Annotated in this window: 32 protein-coding genes and 4 pseudogenes; 23 read left to right on the top strand and 13 right to left on the bottom strand. The window is 55.4% G+C overall.

Going from position 1 to position 25,078, the window contains the following annotated elements:
* Window positions 1-144: 144 nt before the first annotated feature.
* On the bottom strand, window positions 145-1,461 hold the full coding sequence (locus JBO08_RS05905) for an LPS O-antigen chain length determinant protein WzzB (RefSeq protein WP_065945993.1): 1,317 nt from the start codon (window positions 1,459-1,461) through the stop codon (window positions 145-147).
* A gap of 401 nt (window positions 1,462-1,862) precedes the next feature.
* On the opposite strand from JBO08_RS05905, the gene JBO08_RS05900 reads away from it, so the two are divergent.
* Window positions 1,863-2,249, top strand: a complete 387-nt coding sequence (locus tag JBO08_RS05900; RefSeq protein WP_220074313.1) for a TIGR03067 domain-containing protein — start codon at window positions 1,863-1,865, stop codon at window positions 2,247-2,249.
* Window positions 2,250-2,387: 138 nt separating this feature from the next.
* On the opposite strand, the gene JBO08_RS05895 is transcribed toward JBO08_RS05900, so the two are convergent.
* Complete coding sequence (locus JBO08_RS05895) at window positions 2,388-3,200, bottom strand: bifunctional 2-polyprenyl-6-hydroxyphenol methylase/3-demethylubiquinol 3-O-methyltransferase UbiG (RefSeq protein WP_065873201.1); 813 nt, start codon at window positions 3,198-3,200, stop codon at window positions 2,388-2,390.
* A gap of 155 nt (window positions 3,201-3,355) precedes the next feature.
* On the opposite strand from JBO08_RS05895, the gene JBO08_RS05890 reads away from it, so the two are divergent.
* From JBO08_RS05890 to JBO08_RS05880, 3 genes are all read left to right on the top strand, one after another.
* The gene (locus JBO08_RS05890) at window positions 3,356-4,594 is read left to right on the top strand and encodes an MFS transporter (RefSeq protein WP_065880456.1); all 1,239 of its coding nucleotides are present in this window, start codon (window positions 3,356-3,358) and stop codon (window positions 4,592-4,594) included.
* Window positions 4,595-5,476: 882 nt separating this feature from the next.
* Window positions 5,477-5,929, top strand: coding sequence for a transcriptional regulator (locus tag JBO08_RS05885; protein ID WP_220074314.1), 453 nt, complete (start codon window positions 5,477-5,479; stop codon window positions 5,927-5,929).
* A 507-nt stretch (window positions 5,930-6,436) separates the two neighbouring features.
* Window positions 6,437-6,646, top strand: a complete 210-nt coding sequence (locus tag JBO08_RS05880; protein WP_220074315.1) for a hypothetical protein — start codon at window positions 6,437-6,439, stop codon at window positions 6,644-6,646.
* A 25-nt stretch (window positions 6,647-6,671) separates the two neighbouring features.
* Here JBO08_RS05880 and JBO08_RS05875 read toward each other — a convergent pair.
* The 6 genes and pseudogenes from JBO08_RS05875 to JBO08_RS05850 form a co-directional block, all read right to left on the bottom strand.
* Window positions 6,672-7,529, bottom strand: a pseudogene (locus tag JBO08_RS05875) (DUF4113 domain-containing protein); the annotation flags it as partial.
* Window positions 7,530-7,565: 36 nt separating this feature from the next.
* Window positions 7,566-7,658 (bottom strand): annotated as a pseudogene (locus tag JBO08_RS05870) (peptidase S24); the annotation flags it as partial.
* A pseudogene (locus JBO08_RS05865) lies at window positions 7,647-7,802 on the bottom strand (phage replication protein); the annotation flags it as partial. The pseudogenes JBO08_RS05865 and JBO08_RS05870, both read right to left, overlap by 12 nt.
* A 1-nt stretch (window position 7,803) precedes the next feature.
* The gene (locus JBO08_RS05860; protein ID WP_220074316.1) at window positions 7,804-8,607 is read right to left on the bottom strand and encodes a Rha family transcriptional regulator; all 804 of its coding nucleotides are present in this window, start codon (window positions 8,605-8,607) and stop codon (window positions 7,804-7,806) included.
* Window positions 8,608-8,676: 69 nt separating this feature from the next.
* Window positions 8,677-9,102 carry a phage regulatory CII family protein gene (locus JBO08_RS05855; RefSeq protein WP_069557334.1) on the bottom strand — a complete coding sequence of 142 codons (426 nt, stop codon included), beginning with the start codon at window positions 9,100-9,102 and terminating at the stop codon, window positions 8,677-8,679.
* Between the two features lie 80 nt (window positions 9,103-9,182).
* Window positions 9,183-9,437 (bottom strand): Cro/CI family transcriptional regulator, encoded by a 255-nt coding sequence (locus JBO08_RS05850; protein ID WP_220074317.1) that lies wholly within the window; start codon window positions 9,435-9,437, stop codon window positions 9,183-9,185.
* 95 nt (window positions 9,438-9,532) lie between these two features.
* Between JBO08_RS05850 and JBO08_RS05845 the strand changes: the two genes are divergently transcribed.
* From JBO08_RS05845 to JBO08_RS05825, 5 genes are all read left to right on the top strand, one after another.
* On the top strand, window positions 9,533-10,393 hold the full coding sequence (locus JBO08_RS05845; RefSeq protein ID WP_220074318.1) for a S24 family peptidase: 861 nt from the start codon (window positions 9,533-9,535) through the stop codon (window positions 10,391-10,393).
* Window positions 10,394-10,501: 108 nt separating this feature from the next.
* The gene (locus JBO08_RS05840; RefSeq protein WP_220074319.1) at window positions 10,502-10,720 is read left to right on the top strand and encodes a hypothetical protein; all 219 of its coding nucleotides are present in this window, start codon (window positions 10,502-10,504) and stop codon (window positions 10,718-10,720) included.
* The gene (locus tag JBO08_RS05835) at window positions 10,713-11,783 is read left to right on the top strand and encodes a hypothetical protein (RefSeq protein ID WP_220074320.1); all 1,071 of its coding nucleotides are present in this window, start codon (window positions 10,713-10,715) and stop codon (window positions 11,781-11,783) included. Before JBO08_RS05840 ends, JBO08_RS05835 begins: the two co-directional genes overlap by 8 nt.
* A complete protein-coding gene (locus JBO08_RS28400) occupies window positions 11,780-12,238 on the top strand; it encodes a Panacea domain-containing protein (protein WP_220074321.1) in 459 nt (152 codons plus the stop codon). The genes JBO08_RS05835 and JBO08_RS28400 overlap by 4 nt, the downstream gene beginning before the upstream one ends.
* Window positions 12,239-12,360: 122 nt before the next feature.
* Window positions 12,361-12,684, top strand: a complete 324-nt coding sequence (locus JBO08_RS05825) for a hypothetical protein (RefSeq protein ID WP_028616750.1) — start codon at window positions 12,361-12,363, stop codon at window positions 12,682-12,684.
* A 40-nt stretch (window positions 12,685-12,724) separates the two neighbouring features.
* Here JBO08_RS05825 and JBO08_RS05820 read toward each other — a convergent pair.
* A pseudogene (locus JBO08_RS05820) lies at window positions 12,725-13,035 on the bottom strand (DUF1654 domain-containing protein).
* Between the two features lie 490 nt (window positions 13,036-13,525).
* On the opposite strand from JBO08_RS05820, the gene JBO08_RS05815 reads away from it, so the two are divergent.
* Window positions 13,526-13,726: a hypothetical protein gene (locus JBO08_RS05815; RefSeq protein ID WP_220074322.1), complete on the top strand. Its 201-nt coding sequence runs from the start codon at window positions 13,526-13,528 to the stop codon at window positions 13,724-13,726.
* On the opposite strand, the gene JBO08_RS05810 is transcribed toward JBO08_RS05815, so the two are convergent.
* A complete protein-coding gene (locus JBO08_RS05810; protein WP_220074323.1) occupies window positions 13,687-13,971 on the bottom strand; it encodes a hypothetical protein in 285 nt (94 codons plus the stop codon). The genes JBO08_RS05815 and JBO08_RS05810 overlap by 40 nt on opposite strands.
* Window positions 13,972-14,188: 217 nt before the next feature.
* Here JBO08_RS05810 and JBO08_RS05805 point away from each other — a divergent pair, with 217 nt between their 5' ends.
* The 8 genes from JBO08_RS05805 (at window position 14,189) to JBO08_RS05770 (ending at window position 18,695) form a co-directional block, all read left to right on the top strand.
* Window positions 14,189-14,626, top strand: a complete 438-nt coding sequence (locus JBO08_RS05805; RefSeq protein ID WP_220074324.1) for a hypothetical protein — start codon at window positions 14,189-14,191, stop codon at window positions 14,624-14,626.
* Window positions 14,623-14,814 (top strand): hypothetical protein, encoded by a 192-nt coding sequence (locus tag JBO08_RS05800; protein ID WP_220074325.1) that lies wholly within the window; start codon window positions 14,623-14,625, stop codon window positions 14,812-14,814. The genes JBO08_RS05805 and JBO08_RS05800 overlap by 4 nt, the downstream gene beginning before the upstream one ends.
* Window positions 14,811-15,005: a hypothetical protein gene (locus JBO08_RS05795; protein ID WP_003218302.1), complete on the top strand. Its 195-nt coding sequence runs from the start codon at window positions 14,811-14,813 to the stop codon at window positions 15,003-15,005. Before JBO08_RS05800 ends, JBO08_RS05795 begins: the two co-directional genes overlap by 4 nt.
* Before the next feature lie 168 nt (window positions 15,006-15,173).
* Window positions 15,174-15,980, top strand: coding sequence for a phage recombination protein Bet (bet, locus tag JBO08_RS05790; protein ID WP_220074434.1), 807 nt, complete (start codon window positions 15,174-15,176; stop codon window positions 15,978-15,980).
* Entirely contained in the window at window positions 15,977-17,605 is a 1,629-nt protein-coding gene (locus tag JBO08_RS05785) for a YqaJ viral recombinase family protein (RefSeq protein WP_220074326.1), read from the top strand. The genes bet and JBO08_RS05785 overlap by 4 nt, the downstream gene beginning before the upstream one ends.
* Window positions 17,602-17,844, top strand: a complete 243-nt coding sequence (locus JBO08_RS05780) for a hypothetical protein (RefSeq protein WP_220074327.1) — start codon at window positions 17,602-17,604, stop codon at window positions 17,842-17,844. The genes JBO08_RS05785 and JBO08_RS05780 overlap by 4 nt, the downstream gene beginning before the upstream one ends.
* A complete protein-coding gene (locus tag JBO08_RS05775; RefSeq protein ID WP_220074328.1) occupies window positions 17,841-18,311 on the top strand; it encodes a hypothetical protein in 471 nt (156 codons plus the stop codon). Before JBO08_RS05780 ends, JBO08_RS05775 begins: the two co-directional genes overlap by 4 nt.
* Before the next feature lie 69 nt (window positions 18,312-18,380).
* Window positions 18,381-18,695: a hypothetical protein gene (locus JBO08_RS05770; RefSeq protein ID WP_220074329.1), complete on the top strand. Its 315-nt coding sequence runs from the start codon at window positions 18,381-18,383 to the stop codon at window positions 18,693-18,695.
* A 24-nt stretch (window positions 18,696-18,719) separates the two neighbouring features.
* On the opposite strand, the gene JBO08_RS05765 is transcribed toward JBO08_RS05770, so the two are convergent.
* Window positions 18,720-18,986 carry a hypothetical protein gene (locus tag JBO08_RS05765; RefSeq protein ID WP_220074330.1) on the bottom strand — a complete coding sequence of 89 codons (267 nt, stop codon included), beginning with the start codon at window positions 18,984-18,986 and terminating at the stop codon, window positions 18,720-18,722.
* On the bottom strand, window positions 18,983-19,375 hold the full coding sequence (locus JBO08_RS05760) for a DUF6864 domain-containing function (RefSeq protein WP_220074331.1): 393 nt from the start codon (window positions 19,373-19,375) through the stop codon (window positions 18,983-18,985). Before JBO08_RS05760 ends, JBO08_RS05765 begins: the two co-directional genes overlap by 4 nt.
* 98 nt (window positions 19,376-19,473) lie before the next feature.
* Between JBO08_RS05760 and JBO08_RS05755 the strand changes: the two genes are divergently transcribed.
* Window positions 19,474-20,070: a hypothetical protein gene (locus tag JBO08_RS05755; RefSeq protein ID WP_220074332.1), complete on the top strand. Its 597-nt coding sequence runs from the start codon at window positions 19,474-19,476 to the stop codon at window positions 20,068-20,070.
* 134 nt (window positions 20,071-20,204) lie between these two features.
* Here JBO08_RS05755 and JBO08_RS05750 read toward each other — a convergent pair whose 3' ends face one another.
* Window positions 20,205-20,966 (bottom strand): hypothetical protein, encoded by a 762-nt coding sequence (locus tag JBO08_RS05750; protein WP_220074333.1) that lies wholly within the window; start codon window positions 20,964-20,966, stop codon window positions 20,205-20,207.
* A gap of 629 nt (window positions 20,967-21,595) precedes the next feature.
* Here JBO08_RS05750 and JBO08_RS05745 point away from each other — a divergent pair.
* From JBO08_RS05745 to JBO08_RS05730, 4 genes are all read left to right on the top strand, one after another.
* The gene (locus JBO08_RS05745; protein WP_220074334.1) at window positions 21,596-22,084 is read left to right on the top strand and encodes an HNH endonuclease; all 489 of its coding nucleotides are present in this window, start codon (window positions 21,596-21,598) and stop codon (window positions 22,082-22,084) included.
* A gap of 6 nt (window positions 22,085-22,090) precedes the next feature.
* The gene (locus JBO08_RS05740; protein ID WP_220074335.1) at window positions 22,091-24,139 is read left to right on the top strand and encodes a DNA cytosine methyltransferase; all 2,049 of its coding nucleotides are present in this window, start codon (window positions 22,091-22,093) and stop codon (window positions 24,137-24,139) included.
* Window positions 24,140-24,409: 270 nt separating this feature from the next.
* Window positions 24,410-24,805, top strand: coding sequence for a DUF4406 domain-containing protein (locus JBO08_RS05735; RefSeq protein ID WP_258407033.1), 396 nt, complete (start codon window positions 24,410-24,412; stop codon window positions 24,803-24,805).
* A gap of 46 nt (window positions 24,806-24,851) precedes the next feature.
* Complete coding sequence (locus JBO08_RS05730; protein WP_220074337.1) at window positions 24,852-25,052, top strand: hypothetical protein; 201 nt, start codon at window positions 24,852-24,854, stop codon at window positions 25,050-25,052.
* The last annotated feature ends 26 nt before the right edge of the window (window positions 25,053-25,078 follow it).

Genomic DNA, 25,078 nt, shown 5'->3' with positions numbered 1-25,078 from the left:
TAAGTGACAATCCGACCCGTAGCCCTTTGCCGTTATTTAGCCACAAGTTGTAACCAAAAGTTAAACAAGAATTGTGAAAAGCTGTCTTGTGAATGTGATGGGCGGGCTTGTTGTGTGGCAAGCCCGCGAGGGGTTCGGCCCGTCCTATTGGCGTGGCAGCCGACGCTCATCTAACACAGAAAAGGGTCCGGATTCCCGACGAACTTGGACGAAATGCCGGATCAACGCCACCAACACGCCCAACATCAGCCCTGCCACCAAGCTCAATGCAATGATCAAGGCCTTCCTTGGCTTGATTGGGTTCAAGGGCTCCTGCGCCTGCCGGTCGACTGTCACCAGTTTCAGCGCACTCATGTCGATATTCAGGCCACGCAGCCGGGCCTCCTCTGCCCAGAGGGGTTCAACGTCTTGCAGGAATATGTCTTCATCTTTACGGCTTTCGAGGACCTCCACTTGGCGATTGACGTCAAGCATGCGCAATTCCTTGCCAATATCAGCAATGCGACTGTTGGTAAAATCATCATTGGTTCGTTGGGTCAACGCGGTCCGCTCGGCTTGCAACGCCTCGGTGCCCATGAAGTACAACGGAATCTTCTGGTTGGTCACTTCAGTGCGCATCACTTGGTTCGCGCCACGAAGTGCATCAGCGCCCATGGCAGAAGGCGTGGTGGGGTGCTTGATGCCGATTGACTTGGCTATCGAGATAGCCTCAGCCAGTTCGGCCAGCCGATTGGTGCGTTGCGTCCTCATCTGCAGGCGTAACGCGGTGAGCTCGTCTTGCAACTGAGCGCGTTTGACTTTATCCGACTCCAGCAATCTGGCGATTTGCGACGTTTTGCCTGCTTCATAGTTGGCACGTGCCGCATCGATCTTGCCTTTGAGCTCATTGAGGCGATTGTTGACGATCACCTTGAGGTCCGCCCCCACCTGATCGCGCTGCTGCGCGATGGCGTAAGCCACAAACCCGTTGAGAATTGCCACCCCGTCGATCCCATTGGGGTACTGCATTTCCAAGCGGATGGACGTGTTGAGGACGTCAGGCTTCTTGGGGTCCGGCAGCACCAGGCGAATGGCATTATTGTTGAATGTCTCAAAGCTCTGCTCCAGGCTGCGCCCAGGCTGCTCAAACGCCTCGAACAGCGCGGGATTGGCCCTGAAGAAGCCCAGGCGCGCTTCGTATGAGTCCAACTGTGCGCCTACTTTGCTCAGCGCCTCGGCCGGCGGTAGCTTGTACACTTCGGAACGGTTGAGGGCATCCAGTTCATTGATTGCGGCAGGCCGCAGCACACTGCTGACCTGGTAAACCGGGGTCGCAAGATACGCGTAGCCTACTCCCAGAAGGCCCGCCAGGATCGTGCAACCAATGACCAGTTTTTTTTGCTTCCAGATAGCACCGAACAGTTCAAAGAGATCGATTTCATCCGACGGTAAATGGCGATGCAGCTGGGGAGTGTTATTCAAAATTAATACACCCTGGTGAGTTGAAATCCAGCGCCCATAAAACACAGACCTGGATAGCGACTGAATAAACAGGGGGCAACGTCCGGGCCGGAGCATTACGCGGCCCTCTGCCGGCAAAGGGACCACCCCCATCCACTGAAGCATTACACCTAAGCAACAAGAGGCTTCATTTCAGTGACACGGGTGTCATGACTGACAGGCACCGAGCGTAAAGGAGGTCCGTTACAAGACGTTACCCGGAGGCCAGGCAACGTAACGCGAATTGCCTGTCTTTTAAGGAAGAATTTCTGTGAAAACTAAAAAATAGGATTATTCCTACGCGTAATTACGCAAAAAGTAATAAGAAATGCTGCATTTCCTCTAATGAACGACGGAACCCCCTTCAGCAAAAAGGAATTTGTATGTCATCCATAACAGACCCCGATTTCCAAGCCCTTCAAGGTGCCTGGGAGCAAATAGCGCTCGAAGACAATGGCGTGCCCAACCCCGTCGATGCCCACAGCGCCCCGGGTGCAATCACCACTATTACCGGCGACCGATTCGAAGTGAAGACCGTCAGCGGCGAGGTATTGCTGGCTGGCCGGTTTTCCCTGGACAGCAGCACCGTTCCCAAGAGCATTACCTGGGTCGACTCCATAGGGGATGACGCGGGCAAGCACTTGCCTGCCAGTTATCGCCTTGAAGAGGATGAATTCGTGTTTATTGCAGCCGATGAAAGTATGCCCAGGCCAATTGCGTTCAGTACTGGCCCAGGTCAAACCATGCGCACTTTCGTGCGGCGCGCCTGATCGGAACGCCATCCGAATGAGCGACAGTATTTTCACAAAACCTTCACCTTCGGGTCTATAGGGTGAAGCCTACCTACTCCAGTGAATCCCTTAGCCCGCCTCTCCTCGCGGGCTTTTTTTTGCCTGTCGACTATCGGTTCAATCGGCGCGCTTGATGGCGGTCAGGGTGAAGCACATCGGCAATTGCGCAGGCTGGTGTTCGTACCGGTCGTAAAGCTCTTCGCGATTGGAGTGGGGATATTCCTGCAAGTCGCTGATTTGTAACTGCGCGCAGATCGCGGCATTTACCACCTCACCCAACGTGTGCACGTACCAGTAGGACGTTGGCCCGGCAACTTCGCCCTGGCCTTCATAGACAATTGACTCCTGCAGCACAAAGGGCTCGCGCTGGAAGTAAGAGCTGGCTGGCAAGAAGGGGTTTTGCGCCCGAGGATCAAACACCTCCAGGAACGGATGGGTTTCATACATCACCAGCGTGCCGCCAGGTTTCAAGGTGCTGGCGACGTGGCGCATGAACAGCGCCACATCCGGCATCCAACCCAGCACGCCGATAGTCACCAAGGCGATATCGAAGCGTTGGTGCAAATCCTGCGGCAGGTGATGGATATCGCTTTCAATGAACTCGGGATTGTGCGGCGAGACACTGGCCAGTTCACGGGCCTGCTGCAGAAACGCCCGTGATTGATCCACTCCTACCGCCGAACGCGCGCCCAGGCCAAATAACGATAAGGTTTCACGACCGTTGTTGCAGCACAGTTGCACCACATCCTTGCCGGCCACGCCGATGTCTTGCAGCAAGCCGGTAAGGGTGGGGTCCAGGCAAGAAAAACCGGCGTCACCCACGCTGTTGAGCAACGCGTTCCAGGTGTCGGTGGTTTTATGCAGGTTGGCAGATTGGTCCCAGGCGTCCTTGTTGCTGGCAATCGCCTGTTGCGCTGAGGGCATGTCCATTGCATCTCCAGATAATCAATACGGCGGGACTCAGAAAATAAGCCAAGCGCCTATGGATTAAAACCCCGAGCAGCGTGCGAAACTTATCGCAAATCCCATGGGTCATTAACGCAATGCGCGTTCTGCCCTCGAACGCCGCCTCCGAAGATCTCGCCATGGACAAACAGTCTGACCTGCGTAACGCCTTGTCCCTGGACAGCCTCAATTTCTTCTTGGCGGACGTCCGCGATGGCCTGGGCCCCTACCTCGCCATCTACCTGCTGGCCGTGCATAAATGGGACCCGGCCAGTATCGGCGTGGTCATGACCCTGGCCGGTATCGCCGCGCTGCTCACCCAGGGCCCGGCGGGCGCGCTGATTGATCGCACCCGCAGCAAGCGCGCCGTGATTGCGCTGGCCGCCATCGTAGTGACCCTCAGTTGCGTGCTGCTGCCTTTCGTCAGTTCTTTCGGCCTGGTAGCGCTGACCCAGGCCGCCAGTGCTGTTGCCGCTTCGGTGTTCGCTCCGGCGATCAGCGCGATTTCCCTGGGCATTACCGGGCCACGCGCCTTCACCCGTCGTACAGGGCGTAACGAAACCTTCAACCACGCGGGTAACGCCGTGGCCGCACTGCTGGCTGGTGGCCTGGCCTACCTGTTTGGTCCTGTGGTGGTGTTTTACCTGATGGCGTTTATGGCAGTCGCCAGTGTCTTGGCAGTGAGCTGCGTGTCAGCAGCAGCGATCGACCACGAAGTTGCCCGCGGCTTCGATCCTGAGCATCACACCGATCATGAACAACCTTCCGGCCTCAAGGTATTGCTGGCGAACCGCCCGCTGTTGTTATTCGCCATCTGTTGCGCCCTTTTCCACTTGGCCAATGCCGCCATGCTGCCGCTGGTCAGCCAAAAGCTCTCACAGATAAACCTGCAAATGGCCACGCCGCTGACATCAGCCTGCATTGTCGCCGCGCAATTGGTGATGGTGCCGATGGCCTGGCTGGTCGGGCTCAAGGCCGACATCTGGGGGCGCAAACCCTTGCTGATGGCCGGTTTCATGATCCTGCCGCTGCGCGGTGTGCTCTATACGCTGTCCAGCGATCCTTACTGGCTGGTGGCGGTGCAAATGCTCGACGGCATCGGCGCAGGGATTTTCGGCGCGTTGTTCCCGGTGATCGTCAAGGACCTGACCCAGGGCACCGGCCGCTTCAACGTCAGCCTGGGCGCCCTCTCCACCGTGTTCGGCCTGGGGGCGGCGCTGAGCAGCAGCCTGGCCGGTTTCGTGGTGCAGCAAGCGGGCTACAACGCGGCGTTCCTGACACTCGCCGGCGTTGCCGCGCTGGCCCTGGCGCTCTTATGGCTGGCGATGCCGGAGACGTTGGTGAAACCATCCTTCGCTCGACATACAACTGTCGCCTGACATATGCGACAATGCGCGCCAAATTCCAACACACATCCAAAATTTTCTGCTCAGCGACCGGGTTTCGCGCCTTGATGTCGCTGTTGACGCATGCCTGAAGGCTCCTGCCGACACGCTCGCAACCCATTGATAGGTAAAGTAATTGATCTCCACAGCTAACATCACCATGCGGTATGAAACGCATAATGGTGATTAGCGGTGATCAGTGTTTGCTGGGCGAAGTCGTCATGAGTAATCAGCCATAACACACCGAAATGTACCCGTTGGTTCCAAGAATGGTCCCAACGGGGAAATCTCAGCCCATGCAAGAACTGCATAACCCACTCCTAAGGCGTCCTGCCGCTGAATGTTTGTAAGCACAGCATTCACACGAACTGATCTGTGCGCCACTGCACAGATCTATCGTTTGTTCCTCAATACAGTGAGTCTAGCGCCCTATGGAAAATAGCCGACTGCACGCTATAGGCATACCAGCTAAAAAATTTCCAGTCACGCTTGCAAAACAGGTATTAAATACCTATTATCGAGAAAAGACGGATGAGTCCTACGGCATGCACAGCAGAAATCTGAATGTAGCGAAATTCGAAGACCATCCGAGGAATTTGACAAAGCGTGTAAATGCTATAGCTCTAGATTTGGAAAAGGTCGTTTACTCGAATGAAATCAACGACCTAGCTAGCGCTAGGATTCTACCGATGCCACAAATATGGGACTGTCTAACAGAAGGTGAAGTTGAGAGTCGAGGGCTCCAGATCTGCAGTGATGGAGTCCATGCGTACATCTCCTTCCACTCCCATGAGGGGCTTGTAAGGGTGAATTTTTTCCTCGCTCAGGATTGTTCTGAGATCGAGGTATTGACTGCAACAATTGAGGTGAAATGAAATGGACAAGTTCCATTATGTAGCTTGTGGTCTGCCGAATGTGTGGCTTGAGAATGGCTATACCATTGGCGTATCCAATGATGGCAAGCCTGTTTTTCACATCGAAAACGTGAAGGGCCTTCATAAAGCTATTGCTTTATCTTTGGTAGGAAAGGACACGCTTTTGACGGGCGACGAGTTCCGTTTTCTACGCGGAGAGATAAAGCTGACCCGAAAATTTCTGGCTAGTGTCATCGGGTATTCCGAAGAGACTGTTAAGAAATGGGAGTCAGGCGAAAACCCTATCCAAAAGACTGCCGATATGACTCTTAGGAATCTGTACCTAGAAAGCCAGAACCAGAAAAGTATTGTTAGAGAGTTGCTGGAGAAAATCAATCATCTTGAGAAAAAGCACACAGAGCTTTTCTTCAAAGATGGAGAGGAAGGTTGGGAAGCAGAGAAGAAGTGCGCTTGATGAAGTATTTGTAAATTTCCAGTCAGCCACGGTAGGACGTGACTGACTGGAAGGGTGGCAGGCTATCAACCTGCCAGGAAAGTAATCCACTCACTATCCGCAGAGGCGAACAGTTTGCAGATGCATCCCCGCAGGTGCGTATGCTAGTACCGTTCGATGAATCTGTCCATCTCACAAGTAGTGGCCACAGAGACAAAGGAGATAGGTCATGACCTATACCGACGAACGGGGCACTTTCATCCTTCGTTGGACCCGCCGTTTGAAAAATGGCTCGGTTCAGCGTGCGGTTGGCAAACCCTTCAAAATCTATATCAGCCGCGCCTAAGGCGTTGCGGTCGGAAGGCCACGGGGCCGACGATTGATTCTCTCGAAACCCCGCCATGGAAGGCGGGAAATATGGCTTTTCCCCTCGAGCCCTCGGCGAGGCATGCAATTCTAGCCAAGAATTATAACGCTCCTAGCTTGGATTCAGGCTGTTACGCTGTTCACTCAACCAGAGGAACACCGATGCCCAATTCAGACCTCCTCCCCTCTCTACTCTCAAAGCTGTACGAAAACCAGCTGGCCCTTGAAGCCTCGATCATGGAACTTTCAAGCTGGGTGGAGCAGCGCGGCTCTGCTGAAGTCGCCGAGAACATTCGAGGCGCTCTACACACCATCGATGAGAACGAGGAGTTCATCAAGCTGACTTTGGCCGTCCTCATGTCGCCCGAGTGAAGTTGATCTGGCGCTGAGCGCTTCACTACTTGCAAGCAACCGACCACAACTGATCGAGCTTCGTCGTGTAGCTCTGGCTCATCATTTCCCGGCGCATCCCCCACTCAGGGTTCGTCGGCACACTGGCCGACCTCAGTGTTCCCCTACCCCATCTTTCATTGATCTGGTCCAGCACGGTCATTACTCGGGTGGCCTCGGCCGGCTGGGACACCGCGAATAGATCGTCCGTGTATTCGCCTGGCTGGCACAGGTTGAGCAACATCACCTCGGCCTTGCTGTATTTGAATCCTGGTCGGTAGATGTGGTCGAGCGCATCTACGGCGGCCTTGGTCAGCAGGCGCACGTCGTCGGTCGGGTACGGCATATCCACCACTACCCCGTTGGCATATTTCGCCTCATCCGGATTGAACATGCCGGTGCGGATGCAGACCCGGACTTTCTTGCAGAGCGAGTTTTGCGCGCGGAGCTTTTCTGAGGCCCGCATCATGTAAGTGGCCACGGCCTCCTTGATAGGCGCCAGGTCAGTCAGCCGCTTACCAAACATGCGACTGCAGCAGATCTCTTGCTTCGGTGGGTCGGGCTCATCCAACTCGAGGCAGGAGGTGCCTGCTAGTTCCCGTGCCGTCTTCTCGATCACAACACTGAATTTCTTGCGGAGCGTCCAGGGGTCAGCCTTGGCCAGGTCCATCGCTGTCTTGATGCCAATCGTGTCCAGGTGGAGCTTCATTTTTCGGCCAACACCCCAGACCTCGGATACATCGGTATTGCGCAGCACCCAATCCCGCTTGATTGGATCAGTGATGTTCACCACGCCACCGGTTTGGGCCTGCAAGCGCTTGGCGGTGTGGTTCGCAAGCTTTGCCAGCGTCTTTGTATTGCGTAGAAGCTGTTGCAGTCGATCAGAGCGAATACTGGCGGATTAGACATGGCTGCGCACAGTGCTGGTGATCACGCCCCAGATCGATAGCTCGTCGCCTTCCAGCACGTATCGCGCCGGGTACTTCGGGTTGCTCAGCGCGAAGAAGACCCCGTCATCGGTCTTGATTGGCTTGGTCCAGCTCGGGCAGCCGTAGACGAAGGCAAACAGCAGGGCCTGCTGAGAATTCAGCCCCCACTCCAGCGCCTTCACCTGGTTAATCGTGACGGTGTATTGCATGTCAGGCCTTCCCGACCTTAGCGGCCAATTCAAGGAAGCGATCCACGTACCAGTGAGGCTGCGTCTCGCGGGGGCATTGAGGGCTGGTGAGGTTCTTGCCATAGGCCAGGCCCTTCTCGGTCACGGACCAGAAGTCGACCATTTCTTGCTTGGAGTTTTTGCGCTGCAGCAGAGTCAGGAAGCCGTGAGCCTTGAGTGCAAGGTTGAAAGCGCGGGCGGTGCTGGCGATGGTGTGATCTTTGATCAGGGCGGTGATTGCCTTGGTCGGCATCGAAGATCCGCCAGCGGCGTCAGGCGCAGCGTCCACGGCATAGCCTGGGAGAAATTTGGTATCCAGGCCGTTGTTGGTGGCGATCTGGGCGAGCATCATCACTTGGCTGGATGGCGCAGGCTTCAGCAGGCGCGTGAAGCATTCCAAGATTGCGAGTTCACCGACGACCTTCGTGCCGTTGGCGATCACAGCCTGACGTGCTGCGTTGTGCCCCTCCAGTTCAGCCCAGCGACGAATAACAGCGCGGCGCATCTTGGCGCTGTAACCGGTGAGCAAGGTATCTGTCAGCTCGCGATCAAGCAGATACTCGACCTGCTCCCGCTTGTACCCGTCCAAATAGATGTGCTCAAAACTGAGCGCATCTTCTTCAAGGTCGGTAAGCATGGATACGATGTCGCGCTTCACATTGTTGTGGCGCTTTCCGGTGACATTCGCAATTTCGCGTGACGACATAGTCCGCGCCACGTTTTCAGATTGCGAAAAACGTGGCGCGAGATTGTTGGGGGTATTGATCGATTCGGTGTGTTGGTGCATGATTCGCTCCAGTTGTTTACCGCTGTAGAAAAAGCCACCCTCGTCCGGTGGCTTTTTTGTGTCTGTAATTCAGGCGGCCTTCACGGACTGCTTGAACACTTCCAGGCTGACGATCACTTCCTCAGCTTCCTTGAGCAGTTCGGACTTCTCGCGAGTGCAAACCCGGCCATCGGCCTGGGCGTCGAAAGCAAGTCGGGTCACGTCAGCCAGATCGGCGTGCAAGCGCAGCAGCGCGGAGTTGAGGTTTATGCCCTCGGGCTTGTCCTTCGGCACCAGGTCGAAGCCGAAAGCCTCGGCCCAAGCCTTCAGCGGGCGGAAGTCCTGGGTGAACTTCATAATCCGGTGCAACTCCTGGACGTTCAGCTTGTGGCTGTCGTAGTCCGGGTTCGCCTTCTGGGAAAGCAGCGTCTTCGAAGAGAAGCTGGCGCCCTCTGCAATTCGCCCTGCTCCGTGGTCGTCCACCACGTCATAGATCGCCTTCATCAATTCCTGCATGTAACACCTCGAAATTCTTTACGTGGCGCCCTGCAGGTGCAGAGGCGATCATTTGCTCAACGGAACAGCGGACAGGGATGTCAGGCGGCGGACTGCTGCGAAGTCTCAACAGGGGGCGAAGCGATTTGCCCCCACGGAAAAGATGGGCAGAGGTCAGTACGATTTACGACGCCACCGGTCAGCACTTCGATTTGAACTGCGCGCTTTGCTGGAACTGGTCGCTCGCCGGAACACCACTGGTTAACGGTGGGTGCAGTTACCTGCAGCAGGCGCGCCATTTCCACCTGACTACCCAGCAAGCGAGACGCTTCTTTGGCCGCTTCTGCTGATTTCATGAGTTCTCTCCTGGAGATTTGTGTCGAATATAAGGCATTACCTTATCACGGGCAAGCCATTGCCTAACCAACAGCGCAATAGGCTTAATTAGGCAATGCTTACCGGACCAGAATTAGGCGCCGCCATTGAGGCCGCGCGGATCGCCAAGGGCGTATCGAAAAAGAACCTCGCAGACGACTTCTCCGTGAAGCCTCCGTCGATACAGGGCTGGGTGAAAAACGGCAGGATCGACAAGTCAAAGCTGATGGATGTGATCGCCTATTTCTCTGACGTCGTGGGGCCTGAACACTGGGGCTTACGCCCAGGCTTCTCCTACGAAAACCTCGAAGACACTAACGACGTATCTGCCATTCAAGGCAGTAATGATGGGCGCTCAATGACGTCTTCTGCCGCAGACATGGTTCGGCAGATGCTGGCGACGAAAGGCAAAAGCCTTTCAGATGAAGCTCGCGCCAGGTTGCTGGCCGCCGCAGAACAAAGCGATTCAGGAAACGTCATCCACGTCGACTTCTCTCGCCCAGGCCAAGTTGGTGACGAGGTGTGGATTGCCCACTACGACGTTCGCGCAGCCATGGGCGGCGGGCAGATCCCGCACGAATACCCGGAAATGCTCCAGGACATAAGGGTCAGCCCCAAGCACCTGCGTGACCTGGGCGTAACCTTCAAAGAGCACTTCCATCTCAAGATGATCACTGGGTGGGGACAGTCAATGGCCCCGACGATCAAGGATCGCGACCCCCTGCTCGTTGACATCACGATCCGGGAGTTCACGGGGGATGGCATCTACCTCTTCTCCCACGACGACATGCTGTACGTGAAGCGCTTGCAGAAGAAAGGCAAGGATCGCTTCAAGATGATTTCGGACAACAAGCACCACGACCCCGAGGACATCCGGGTGGACGACACCCATATCCTGGCTCGGGTGCTTTACGTGTGGAACGGACAACCGGTGTGACGTTATGTCCCTGACCCAACCAAACCAAGAGCTACGTCCAAACCTGAAAGACGCGTGCGCCGAGGAAGTGAAAGCTGGGCGGGTCAATCGCGATGTGGAACAAAGCAAATGACAGCATGGCGAGAGCAGAGCTTCTGGAGCAAGTACTGGGTCTGGGCCTGGCTGGCGTTCATGGCCGTTTTTATCGCCTGCACCGGCGCGTTCTGGCTGGGTGATGGTTCATCCAACCGCAAGCGAGTCTTCAGCCCTGGCTTCGTTGTGCTCTGCGCATTCGTGGCAGTGGTTGAGCTAATAGCGCTAAACCACTTCTATGGTGTACATGGATGATGCGAATTTTGGAAGCTTTTCGCTGCAAAAAGAAACAACCCAAAATATCAACCAAAGACAAAAAGCGTGCAATATGAAAAAGGGAATTTTTTCAGAATTTGGATTTGCAAGTGATACAAACTTACTGGGCAGGCTTGGCTCATCAATTGGTGATGGAATCTACATCGTATTAACCGCCCTAGGAACGATAACATTAGCTTTTGGAGGTGCTTTAGCAGGAAATTATAATGCGGCTGATAAATTAAAGGACCTAGAAAGTTGGCTTGATATATCAGTTATCTATATTTTACACCCAGTGCTATGGATGTTTGGAGGTGCAGTTCTTTTCATCATCGGTTCAGTTGGGACCTTTTTCGACTCTGCAGCTTTGAAGAAGAAAATTGAAACCTTGGAAATGGAAACCGATACCATTCCATCTTTAAACGACGCCATTAATAGCTCGCAAGAGTCAATAGAGTCACTTAGATCGTCACTTCGCAAATTGCACACCGAGCTTGTAACAACCCACCTAAAAGCCGCCTGCAAAAATGTTGGACTGTCAACTCATGATCGTGTTTCCATATATTACGAACATGGCAACGACTTTTACCTTCTCGCTCGATACTCCCAAAATCCTGTTTATTCGAAATCTAATCGTCTTAAATTTTCTTCGAATCAGGGAGTTATAGGTAAAGCTTGGCAACATAAACGGCATGTGGAAAGGGATTGCCCGATCTTTGAAAAAAAGGCAGAATACCTTTTGCACATGGAAAAAACGTATGGTTTCAAAGAAGCTCAAGCACTCGGTTTCGCTATGAAAAGCTGCAGATATGTGGCGGTCGCGATATCGGACGCTGACTCACATACCGGTGTTATTGTCTTTGAGAGCGCTAACGAGGACTTTTTTGATGGATGCGATGGAAATATTGAACGCGACATTTTCAAATACTGTGCCGACTATCAAGGCATGCACTCTAAATTTCTGAGAGATGGCCTTGATCTAAATCGAGAAGCGCACATTAAAACAGCACCGTCGTCGGTAGAGAAAGATTTTCTTCAAAGCTTTAAGGGGGGTATGCAATGAACAGATTACAGAACATAGTGGCTTACCTCTGCCATACATATCCGTATAAGCATGAACTATCTAAGGCTCGACTTACAAAGTTAGTGTACTTAGCAGACTGGTTTTCGTCTTTGCTAGATGACGATCAAATGACAGATGTCAGATGGATATTCAATCATTACGGCCCATACGTGGACGATATAGTTGATTCTGTGAGAAATAGTCGAGGCTTTTCAATTTCCGCTCAAGAAAACCCATACGGATCGACCAAGTACTTAGTTTCTTATTCCGGCGATTATCGAAAGATAGAATTGTCCGAGAGAGACGAAGAGATCCTTGATGCTGTAATTGAAAAAACTAAAAGAATGTACTTCAACGATTTCATCGATTATGTCTATTCCACTTACCCCGTAAAGTCTAGCGATCGATACGCCGCCCTTGACCTAGTATCCCTTGCAAGAGAGTTCAGAGGCTGATCTCTTAGATCGACTCCAGCCCGGCCTAGCGCCGGGCTTCTTGTATCCGCCCTCCCCGGCCCATCGATGGTGGCTATACGCCCCGGATGGTAAAGTGCTGGCTCAATTATGGGAGGGATCCAATGAAAGCAATGATCGCAGCCGTTCTTATCTCGACGGTTACGGCCTCATCTGCCATTGCGGCAGACAAAGCATACGACTGCCCTCAAATGGATAAGATGGCCGAATCTGTGATGAAGGCCCGCCAAAACGGCGTTCCCATGGCAAAAATGTACGAAGCGTCCGTGACCGATAACAGCTATACGTCCAGAGTCTTCAAAATGCTTATTGATGGTGCGTACAAAGAGAGCGCCTACTCATCTCCCAAGTACAAAGAAAAGGCAATCGTGGATTTCAGAGATACAATCTTCCAGGCCTGCCTTCAGCAACAGGAGCAAAAAGGCTAAGGATCGCAAAGCCCGCCAAGCGCGGGCTTTTTCATCCCCGTCAGAAAGGCGCCAGCTCCTCTTCCTGCTCAAACTCGACCTCTCCCCTCCCTGCTACCTCGACTTCCTGCTGCTCCCACCTCACCGTCACGCTGCCGTCATCATTCAGCGTCAGCTCAAGCTCGTCCGTTTCGGCGATCACGCTCAGCACCTCTTCCCACTCCGATCCCCATCTGTGTCAAGGCGATGAATCGTCACCCAGCGCTGCGCCTGCGCCACGGGGTGATTGATCATCGATGAGACTCGTAGCCCTAGGCGCGCCATCCCGCTTACTTCCTGTCGTGCTGCCGGTGCCGCCTGCTTCTTCGCCATGAAATCCCCTCCCGGTTAAATGCTGTATATCCATACAGTTTAGGCAAAGCTTATATCAGCGCCTTCGCGAATGTCATCTCCAAAATTGGAATAAAGGACCGGGAGCACTTTCTTAAAATAATTAGGCATTACCTATTTACAGATGATTAGGCATTAGCTTATTGTTCATCCATCGCAGCGACACACAGCCACTGCGAAGGGCCTCACAGCCCGCCGCTCTTTAGCGACACCCCTTGCCGGATCACCACCGGCCCAGATTCAAGGCAGCGATGAACCGGCCTAAACGGTTCAGAGGGTTGGCAACTGACCCGGGCGTGCAGCGTAAATCGCCAAGAACAGTTATCCAGCGGGAGAACAAGCCGAAAGGCCCGCGGCTGGAAGAACATTTGATTCAAGCCGGTGACCGACGCCAGTAGCGGGTCAGGGCGAACAGATTTCCTCGATGACCTTGGCGACAGGGTCATCCGGAAAATCAAACCGGAGAAGGAAAATGAAAGAAGAACAGATTGAGCGGTTCCGCCGGATCGTTCAGGAGGTCGCGACGGACGAAAGCGTCACTTTTGATGAGGCTTTCGCCATCGCTTCGAACTACTTGGCCTACTGGGTAAGCGAGATGCCAAAGGGGCGACAGGCTTCAGGTGGCGGCAAGGCTCATGCTGTTGAAAGCCATGCTGACCAATTTTCCGACTGAGACACAAAAATCCACGGCCCGCCGGGACCAGAAAGCGGAGCAGCAAGCCCCCTTATCCGCTCGCGAAGAGCGGTTATTTCAAGGCTGCTTGATCCGTAGTAGGTGCCGATCGGAAGTTTTCGCAACGTCCCGTCGGAGAATGCAATGGTCTTCATCAGCCCCAGTGCCTCCATCCCAGCATGAAGATCATCGTAGTCATCCCATCCGGCCTTAAGCAGCTCAACTCGCACCATGTAATTCGCCATAGCTGCATTCCTTGTTTCGACTGTGGAAATCGAAGCATATGGGTTTCCCTCGACTGTGGAAAGCGAGGAAACAGGGAGCCTGCCCCTGCAAAAACAGGCGCCCCCCCCCTTCCCCCCTTTATTACGTCAGCACTCCTCCCCCGCGCCCATCGGCAACCAGCGGGAGGCATGAGTGTTGACGAATACAGGTGAACAACCCGCCACCTTGGAGGCGACCATGAGCGCAGTATTGAAATTATGCCAAGAGCGATTCGACGCTCAGTTGCCTCCAGAGGTGAGCGAGGCGAACCCCGAATTGGATTGGCTTGAGCATTCGGCGGAACAGTTGGTGTGCGGTATGGACATCAAGTGGAAGCGCCGCTTTGGCCAGCCACAGGTGGTGACATCTGACCGGTTCTGCACCTACTTGCAAGGCATCCTGAACCAGCGCCAGATCGACGGCTTGGATGATCGTGATTCATTCGCCCGACTGTTCTTGTCGGCGATCCTGTGCGGACAGAGCGAGGCGAGAACACACGCTGCCAACCTGATCGGCCAGCAGCATCCAATTAAAGCCGCCGAAAAGGTCGCTATGGATCTACTGAGGCCCTACGCCGCCGATGCTGTAGCAGCAGAGCGTGAGGAGCGGGAAGACGACGTGGATGCCGATTTATGAGTCCGCACATTCTGATCGATGAAGCGCTGGAGGCACTGCAGCACCCCAACAGCGAGCCGGGAGCACAAGCCGTCGTGGTGCGGATGATCACCAACATGCTCACCGGCGACGCAATCACCGTCGAAGAATTCAACCACTACTGCCAGCGCCTGCTGAAAATCACCAGGCAACGCAAGGAGGCCGCATGACCACCGCACCGGTTAAATCACTGATCGACGAGCAGCTCGACGAAGTTGAGTCGAAGCTGATCATGCTGGGCTTCGGCCTTCCCTTCAATGAAGTGATCGGCCAGCCGCGTGAACGCGCCGTGGCCACGCTGCCGAAGCGCTTGGCGGCAACCATGAAGGGCGGGCGGATCGCGGTGAGGGTTAGGCCTTGAACACCCACCAGCGCACCCGGCGCCTGCTGATCTGGCGCGGCGCCTTCCCTGTCTTAGCCCTCTTCACCTTCCTGATGTTGCTCAGCGCCTTCGCTGACCGAATCACTCAATAACCAACACCTTCAATCGCTGCGAGCATCGCGGCAAGGATTCCCCATGTCCGCAGTAATGAAGCAGGACGACAACACGCCTGCGATGTCGGAGGCCGCGCTCGTTGAAGTGCTGAGCAGCAGCCTCTACCCCGGCGCCGAAAAGAACTCTGTAGTGATGGTGTTGGCTTACTGCCAGGCCGCGCACCTGGACCCAATGTTGAAGCCGGTGCACATCGTTCCGATTTGGAACTCGAAGACGAAAAAGATGCAGGACACGGTGATGCCCGGCATCGGCCTGTACCGCATCCAGGCCGCGCGCACCGGTCAGTACGCAGGAATCAGTGAGCCGGAATATGGCCCTCCAGTAACGGCGAAGCTGAGCGGCGTAGAAGTCACGTATCCCGAATGGTGTCGTGTGACGGTCAAGCGGCAGATGAGCAACGGTCTGGTCGCCGAATACACGGCCAATGAGCGCTGGCTTGAAAACTACGCGACATCGAGCAAGGACACCGCGGCGCCCAATGCCATGTGGAAGCGTCGAGCATTTGCCCAGCTCGCCAAATGTGCCGAGGCCCAGGCGCTGCGCAAAGCATTCCCTGAAGTCGGATCGGCGCCAACGGCCGACGAAATGGAAGGCAAGGCATTCGAGGAGCCTGCGCGCGATGTCAGCCCACGACAGCAAGCCCAGCCTGAACCGGAAGCGCTGCCCGCCTACTCCGACGAACTGCTGAAAGAGAACATCGTGAAGTGGCAGCCATTGATCGACTCGAAGCGCACCAGCCCCGAACACCTCATTGCGACCATCAGCAGCAAGTACACGCTGAGCCCGGCGCAGATTGAAAAGATCACCAACCTCAAAGCCCTCGATGGAGACGCAGCATGAAAATTCACAACGTAGCTCAAGGCTCCGCCGAGTGGCTTGCCCTTCGCGCCAAGTTTCGCACCGCCTCCGAAGCCCCGGCAATGATGGGCGCGTCGAAGTACCAATCCCGCACCGACTTGCTGATGGCCAAGAAGACCGGTATCACACCGGACGTCACGCCCTCGCAGCAGTTCATCTTCGACAAAGGCCACGCAACCGAAGCCATGGCCCGGCCGTTGGCCGAAGCACTGATCGGCGAAGAGCTTTATCCGATCGTCGCCACGGAGGGCAACCTGCTCGCCTCCATGGACGGCGCCACAATGCTCGGCGAGACCCTGTTCGAGCACAAGCTGTGGAATGAGTCGGTCGTGGCCCAGGTGAGGGCCGGCGACCTGGCTCCGCACTATTACTGGCAGCTTGAGCAGCAACTGCTGGTGAGCGGCGCTGAGCGGGTCATCTTTGTTTGCTCGGACGGCACGCCGGAGAACTTCGTGCACATGGAGTACCGGCCCGTCGCCGGGCGCGCGGCCCAGTTGATCGAAGGCTGGAAACAGTTCGAGGCAGACCTGGCCAACTTCGAAATGGCCGAAGCGCCTTCAATCGTCGTCGGCAAGACACCTGATGAGCTGCCAGCGCTGCGCATCGAGCTGACCGGCATGGTCACCGCAAGCAACCTGAAGGTGTTTGAAGATTCGGCGCTGGCTGTCATCGATTCGGTGAAAACCACGCTCTCCACCGACCAGGACTTCGCCGATGCGAAGAAGGCGGTCAAGTGGTGCGGTGATGTCGAAGAGGCCGTGTCGGTCGCCAAGAAACAGGCCCTGTCGCAGACCCAAAGCATCGACGAGCTGTTTTCGTCGCTGGATCGCATCAGTGCCCATGCCCGCGAGACTCGCCTGAAGGTCGACAAGCTGGTTAAGGCCCAGGAATTGCTGGTAAAGACCACCATCAAGCAAAAGGCTGAGCTAGCGCTTGCGGAGCACATCGCGGGGATCAACAGGACCTTGGGCCAGGTGGCGCTGCCTAATGTGCACGTCGACTTCGCCGGCGCCATGAAGAATAAGCGCACCATCGCCAGTCTCCAAGACGCAGTAGATACCGAACTGGCCCGGGCGAAGATCGACGCAAGTCAGGCAGCGGACGGCATCCGCTTGAACCTGACCAGCCTGGCGGAGCTCGCCGTTGATCATGCCTTCCTGTTCAGCGACGTGCAGCAACTGGTCACCAAAGCCAACGATGACCTGGTAACGCTGATCAAATTCCGCATCTCCGAACACCAGAAGGCGGAGCAGGCAAAGGCCGACGCGAAGCGCATCGCCGAAGAGCAGGAAGCCCAGCGACTGGCAGCCATCAAGCCAGAGCCGGTCGTGGAGAAAGTGGCGACACCCGAGCCTGTCCGCGCCACGCCAGTTCAAGCAGCGGCACCCGTCGCCCAGGCTACAAAGCCAGTAACGAGCCATGTGGTCGAGCAAGTAACGCTGCAGGCCAACGTGACGGACTTCGAGGCACTGATCAAAGCGGTGGCATATGGTCAGGCGCCGATCACGCTGCTTTTGGTCAACTGGGAAGTGCTCGACGCTATGGTCGCCGAGCAGGGATCAACCTTCAGCATGGCCGGGGTGACGCTGGCCAAGGCGGCAGCATGATCAGCAACCTCAGATCAGATATCGAGTTCCGGCGGGAGAAAGCGCTGGAACTTTCCAGCCAGGTACATCAGCACCTGGCCGCAGGCGGAAAGCTCACAATCGGCAAGAGCCCGGCGATCAATCCAGCCCCGGCAAAGCGTTCGGAATTCATTGACCCGACAACCATCCTCAACCGCCGCAAGCCGTCCATCACCCGGGCCGAGCGTGAAGCGCTACGCAAACTCGCGGAGGCTTTATGAGCAAGCGCAAACCCCACAACCTCAAAGCCCGCATTGACCGGTCCTGCCGGTCGCTGCTGGCCGCCAACCACGTCGCAGTGGTGAACATCGACCCCAGCGGCCGCCAGGGCATGATCAATTACAAGTCGCTGAAGAACATCGCACCAGGGAAGATTGGCCAGGCCGTTTGCGGTATCCCCCACCGGTGGACCATCTACCTCAGCGCGCTTTGCATCGACGCCAGCGGCGACCGGTACAGCAAGTCGGTTGAGGTGGCGCCCGATGGCGTCTACCTCTCCGACCACCTGGAAGAAGTGATCGAGCATTGCTACAAAAAGCTGCGCAACGAGGCCAATCAAAGTCAGATGGTGGCTTCTGGATGGATTGCCATTCCAGAGGCGAAATCACTGGACGAGGCGCACGCTGCGCGGATCTTCGAAGCGGTCGGCGCTTGGCATCAGGTGAAAGTCGATTCATGCGCCGCATAGCCCGCATCCAGCAACGCAAACGTCAAACCTGGCTCGCACTGCCGGCCAGCGGAATAGAAGAGGTAGGCCATGGCCAAGACTGTGCAGGAACGATCGGCCAAGGCTGCGCAGAAGCGGCTGGCGGTCGCCGAGAAGGAATTGCGGCACAAGGTCAGGCCCGGCATCGAGCAGGCAATGGAGCGTATCCGGCTGCGCGGTCAGGTGCCGATCATCAGCGAGCTCCTGCAGATCGCCATCATGAAGATGGATTTGATGGCAGACGATCAGCTCATTGAGTTCTTGCGTTATCCGCGCCACGAAATCGTGATTAGCGAAAATGTGGCGCGTGAACTTTACATGAACGGGCAGCGAAGAGCACTCAAGCTCGACACTGAAGAGTCATAGCAATTAAGCAGGTGACGAATAGGACTATTTTTTTGCTAAAAGTCCTAAAAAGACGCCGAGAACGACTTTTGCACTTTCGAAAAACCATTTCCCCGCTTCTACTACGGATGCTTTATCAGAATTCGCGCACACCCAGCCTGCCGCCGCACAAGAGCCAAGAATTAACAATGCGCAGATAGCCATCCAATTATCAATGATTTTAATCAATGCATAATCTCTGACTCTTGGTCTCTCACCGCCGCCTTGAATAGTTTTCTTTGAAGTTGCTGCAAACTCACTCCAACTATTCATTTTGCAACCTCAGGGATGGCAGACTCATAAAACTCATAGGTGAGGTTGAAGGAAGGTATATCAAACGCCCTATCCACTCTAAAAAACATCGAAAGCTGGGAACCTTTCATTTTAACCAAGTCGACAGGAGTTCTTAGCCCTCCACTTGATCCATTTTTTACATTGTAAAAAGTAAGATCAATAGTGTCATTCACCATTTCCCCCACAACCATTGAAACCGGATCATATCGACTGTCTTCTTTCAAAAAAAATCGGATTTTTAGTGGTGTAGAAACGAAGCTCGATGAAATTTCAAACACGATCGGCTGATCTGAAAACCCAAAACACATTCCTCGGTCAATCGATCTCAATTCAGCAGAGAAGGAACCAAGGCACTTAATCGAAAACATTTTCGGAATCCTATTTTTTCTTTCGACCTTAATACCGCAACCCAAACCAAATTGCCACCATCGGTCACCGGAGGGAGGCGACTGACTGGAGATAATCCATGAGCAAGGACACCAAGATTCTGATCCCGGAAATTCCCGGCGAGTGGACCGAACGCACACGCAGCGGCTCTAAGTGCATCTGGAATGACGGCTGGCACGGTAAGCCGCACCGCAACGGCCTGCCTTATGTAGAACTCACCGCACCCGAGAAAGGGTTGTATGCAGAGCGCATTGATGGTGATTGGTATTGGGTGTCTGGCTGTGCCAAATGCACCGGCAGCGGCGAGCGGTACAGCTACAGCGTCTGCGACACGCACGACGTTTGCCGCCTATGCAGCACTCACCGCTCCAAGCTCAAAGAAACCCCATGGGGCCATCCTGACGGCTTCACCTGCAAACCTTGCCAGGACGCAGAAGACGCCGTTGCCAAAGCCGAAGCGCTGGCCAAGGTAGCCGAGAGCGAATACGACGAGTGGGATTATCGCAGTCAAGACGAATGCAAATGCCCGCACTGCGCCACCGTGATCCACATTGAAGCTGAGGATTACGGCGACAAGAACATGGAGTGCGACACCTGCAACGGCCTGTTCGAGCTGACAACCGAGTACTCAGTGAGCTTCACCACAAAGGTGATTGGCAAACGCGTCACGGCCTGACCCCCCTCCGAAGAGTCTGCCCACCTCGTGCGGCATTTCGCGACCGAGGATCGTAGTCAGGAGAAAGTGGTCACGACAACTTGAGGACCTGCGGGGGATTGCACCCAAGGCTGACTAGTCGACTAACTTAGGCGTTATCTAAGGAAAAACCTCACCAACGAAGCTGCTGAGAAAACAGCCAGTGCGATCGGCAGCGTAATCTCTACCAAAAATACTCTTAAATTTTGAGACTTCAAAAGAAGCCCAAATCTTCTATCAAATCTAGCTAATGAAACAGGTATGCGGGCATGAGTTAGCACGGACTCCGTAACAACCATTGAGCTCTTGACTTGATCCATGATGCTTTTTAACTCCATGATTGCTTGGCTTGCCATCGCACCATTTGAACCTTGGTTTTCCATCTTAACAATGTCATCAATCCTTAAGTTAATCTCCGCTACTTGATCGTCAATTTTTCCGATTACCTCCTTATAGTCCATCAGCCTCTGCGACTGCTGGCACCACCAGTTATATAGCGTCGACTGCTTTGGGTCGGACGGGTAATCCATCCCGTCTGAACCTAAAGTCCCGGCTGTCACAAACCCAAGCTTCGCGCCCGTTAGACGAATAGCCCATTCACTGTAAAGTTCATAGCAGTACCACAAGAAATGGGAGAGAGAGTACAAAAGAACTATTGAAAGCCCAATCATCAATTTTGTTGAAGTAACACCTGTAAGAGAGACCCCAAAAATTGATACACCGGGCGCCGCCTCTACGCCGCCAAAAATTAAAACAAGAACTACTGAAGAGATAAGTATTAAGTTCCTTTTAATCTTTGCCGCAGCTTCAGAAACGTCAAATCCGACAGGCTCTCCCATCGATTTTTGAAGCGCATTGACTTTTTGATTATCGGCCACAACGCCACTCCTTGATCCGGCTCCAAGCCGGTCACCCGTAATACCCCATATCACTGGACAGCGCCAGCCGGCGCATCCCTATCGCTTTGCTTTCGTACCGGGAATAAGCCAACTCATTAAAAAAACGCTCGCTGGACCTATGAGCCAAGTAACGCTCGTCCCCGGAAAGACAAGTGGCACCACAATCGCAATTGCAAATAGGCCTATTGCTGTCCATAGATTCCTACGCGGAGTGAACCATTCGCGGAACGCTTCAAATTTTTTACCTACCATTACTACTACTCCCCCTGGCAACCAACTCGAAAAAACTTCACTTCTATCAACGAGTCACGCCAGCCAGGCATGACAGGGCGCGCCTTAGCGCTTGTCGTGAACTATCGAGGGCCAAGCACTAAAGAAAATTATCACTCCTGGAATCATTACGTAGATCCAGTTGGTGCTTGGATACAAAACAAGTCCGGTGATCCATGTAATCAGAAAAGCACCACCCACTCGACGCCGACGCTTGGGGGTGAACCACTCGCGGAACGCTTCAAGGTTTTTACTGGCCATTACCACTCTCCCCGACTACCAACTCTAAAAGATTATCACTTCTATCAACGAATCACGCCAGCCGGCGAGGCGAAGCCATGCCTATTACCCCGGGATACCTGAAATCGATCCTCACCTACTCCGCTGAGACTGGCGTGTTCACCTGGCTGGTGAGCAGAAGCCGAACACCCGCGGGCTCAATAGCGGGGAGCTTGGTTTCCAGTGGCTATCTGACGGTGATGATCGACAGGAAGCGGCACAACCTGCACAGACTCGCATTCGTCTACATGCTCAGCCAGCACCCGCCCGAGTTCGTAGATCACATCAACGGCCAAAAGACTGACAACCGCTGGATCAACCTCCGCGCGGCGAGCCCAGTGGAAAACGCCAGAAACCAAAAGCGCAGTTGCAAAAACTCCAGCGGAATCTCCGGTGTCTCGTGGGATTCGCGAGGTCTATGGCGATCTTTCGGATACCTGGCAGGCAAACAAATAACCCTGGGGCGCTACTCATCAAAGTTTGATGCAGCGGCCGCCAGAAAATCATTCGAACACAATCTCGGCTATCACGAAAATCACGGGAGATAAGCCCCTATGTCCGCACAACAGAAGAAACACCCCTTCGATTTCAAAACCCAATACGGACTCGGCTTCAATCCTCAGGACGATGAGATCGTTGTCGACTTCTTCTGTGGTGGCGGCGGCGCCGGTACCGGCTTGGAGATTGGCCTGGGCCGCGCAGTGAACGTCGCGAAGAATCACAGCCCGCAGGCGATCAGCATGCACACCGTGAACCACCCAGGCGCCCAGCACTTTACCACCGACGTGTTCGAGGGTGATCCGGACGCCGAGTGCGGCGGCAAGGCAGTCGGCTGGTTCCACATGTCGCCGGACTGCACGCACCACAGCCAGGCGGCCGGAGGTCAGCCGCGCAAGCGCGAGATCCGCAACCTGTCGTGGATCGGCCTCAAGTGGGCAGGCATGAAGCGGCCCCGGGTGATCAGCCTGGAGAACGTGAAACAGATCCTGCAATGGGGCCGGCTGATCGCCAAGCGCGACAAGACAACCGGCCGTGTGGTGAAGCTCGGCGGCGACGTTGCTGCACCTGGTGAGGTTGTGCCGGTGGGCCAGCAGTTCCTGATTCCTGACACGAAGCAGCGCGGCCGCACCTGGCGCCGCTTCGTGGCCCTGTTGGAAGGCATGGGCTATGTCGTTGAGTGGAAGGTGATCAAAGCGTGCGACTTCGGCGCGCCGACAAGCCGGGAACGCCTGTTCATGATTGCCCGGTGCGACGGTCAGCCGATCGTGTGGCCGGAGCCAACCCACGCCAAGAACCCCTCCAAAGGCCAGCAGAAGTGGAAAACAGCCGCTGACTGCATCGACTTCACCGACCTGGGGAAAAGCATTTTCGGCCGCAAGAAGGAACTGGCCCAGGCCACACTGCGCCGAGTCGCCAAGGGCATGAGGAAATTCGTCATCGACAGCCCTGCGCCGTTCATTGTCCCGATTGCGAACTGGTCGGGTGAAACGGTGCAGTCTGCCGACGAGCCGCTGCGCACCATCACCTCCTACCCGAAGGGTGGCGCCTTCAGTGTGGTCAGCCCAATCATCGCACCGGCAACGCACCAGGGCAGCGACCGGATCAACGACCCACTCGAACCACTGCCGACGGTGACCTGCGCGAACCGCGGCGAACTGACTCTGATCAGCCCATTGATGGTCGGGGCCGGTGGCCCGGAGTACTCCGGCAAGCCGGTGGGCACGGACCAGCCGGTAGGCACGCTGATGACACAAAACCATCGCGCGCTCGCGTCGGCCTGCATCGTCCAGGCCGGCCACGGCGGGGGCTCCGGCGCAAACAAGCGCCGCTCCCACGGGGTGAATGACATCTGCGGCCCAGTGGGCACCGTCACTGCAAGCGGCGGCGGCCAATCCGTCAGCGCCGCGGTGATGATCCAGGCCAACGGCGGATTCAACACTACGCACGCCAAGGGCATGTACGAACCCATGACCACGGTGACCAACACCGGCAGCCAGCAGCAGCTGGCCGTGGCAAACCTGGTGCACCTGCGTGGCAACTGCGACGCCCGGGACGTTAACGACCCGCTACACACTGTCAGCGCCGGCGGCCAGCACCACGGGTTGGTCAGCGCATTCATGGAGCGGGCATTCGGCGGCAGTGTTGGCCAAGGCCTGGAAGACCCGGCGCCGACCATCACGGCAGGCGGCGGTGGCAAGAGCTCGCTGGTGTCGCTCACCCTCTCGCCAGAGCATGAAGCAGGCGCCCTACGAGTGGCTGCATTCCTGATCAGCTACTACGGAACAGAGAACATCAGCGCTTGCGATGCGCCCGCGCCGACAATCACCACCAAGGACCGCCTGGCCATGGTCACCGTGATGGTGAAAGGTACGCCCTACGTAATCGTCGACATCTGCCTGCGGATGTTGAAACCGTCCGAGCTGTACAAGGCTCAGGGTTTTCCGGCCGACTACATCATCAGCCACGGCGCCGACGGCAAGCCGTTCACCAAAACTCAACAGGTGCACATGTGCGGCAACAGTGTCAGCCCGCCGCCGATGGCCGCGCTAGCGAGGGCCAACGACCCGTGGCGCATTGAGGAGCGACAAGCAGCGGCGGCGTAACTCACAACCACGGCACAGTCGCCAGCCACTCCGCCAAGCGCAAGAGCATTTGGCTGAGCAGATCAATCAGTATTTGGAAAATCAGATCAGCGATGAGTTGTTTCATTTAGGCACCCCGGATTGTTTGGCGTGCACACATTCTCCAGTGACGACAGTGTTCGATGGACTGCGGAAACTTGTCGCGATGATTCCTACAAGTAGCAACTTTCTCTCACGCCCACCCCATTGACAGCACTCCACCGCCCGGGCATGGCCCGGCAAGGACTCCCCATGCCTACAGAAAACAAATTCTTCGCCGCAGGCGTAACCCTCCGGGCCGCCCGCGCCAATCGCGCGTACGTGGCCGGGCCAATGACGGGCATCGCGGACTTCAACTACCCCGCTTTCAACGACGTGGCCGACCATCTGCGCGCCCAGGGCTTCGAAGTTGAGAACCCGGCAGACCACGGCATCGTCGAGGGCGCGCAATGGGCCGACTACATGGCCTACGACCTGACCCGCCTGGGCCTGTGCGGTGTCATCGCGCTGCTTCCGGACTGGGAGAAGTCGCAAGGCGCGCGCCTGGAAGTCCTAATCGCCGAACGCCTCGGCATGACGGTTGTGAATGCCCCTGAACTGGTAACGAGGGAGAATGCCGCAGTACCAACATTTTCCAAGCTGATGTAAAAAGTACAGCTGCCATTTAAGACATTCACTGGATTCCGACCAACCCATGCTGATCATTAGTACTGGAACAGTTTTGACTGGCGAATACGCCGGTTGGGCGATAGAAATTCGGGATGACCGCGCAGGTGAAACCGGAGGTTATTACCTGTTCCTGGTCCAGAACGAATCAAATGGTTTCGATTCTTGGTTTGAGCTCATAGAGCAGCTGCACGAACAAATTTCAGAACTCAACGTTCGCTGGATTTAGCGCCTCACTCTTTCGCCCCCCCCTAC

The organism is Pseudomonas sp. LAP_36, from assembly GCF_019456785.1.
GTDB lineage: Bacteria > Pseudomonadota > Gammaproteobacteria > Pseudomonadales > Pseudomonadaceae > Aquipseudomonas > Aquipseudomonas tritici.
The sequence above is the reverse complement of the archived record's forward strand: the minus strand, read 5'-3'. Positions and strand labels throughout refer to the sequence as shown.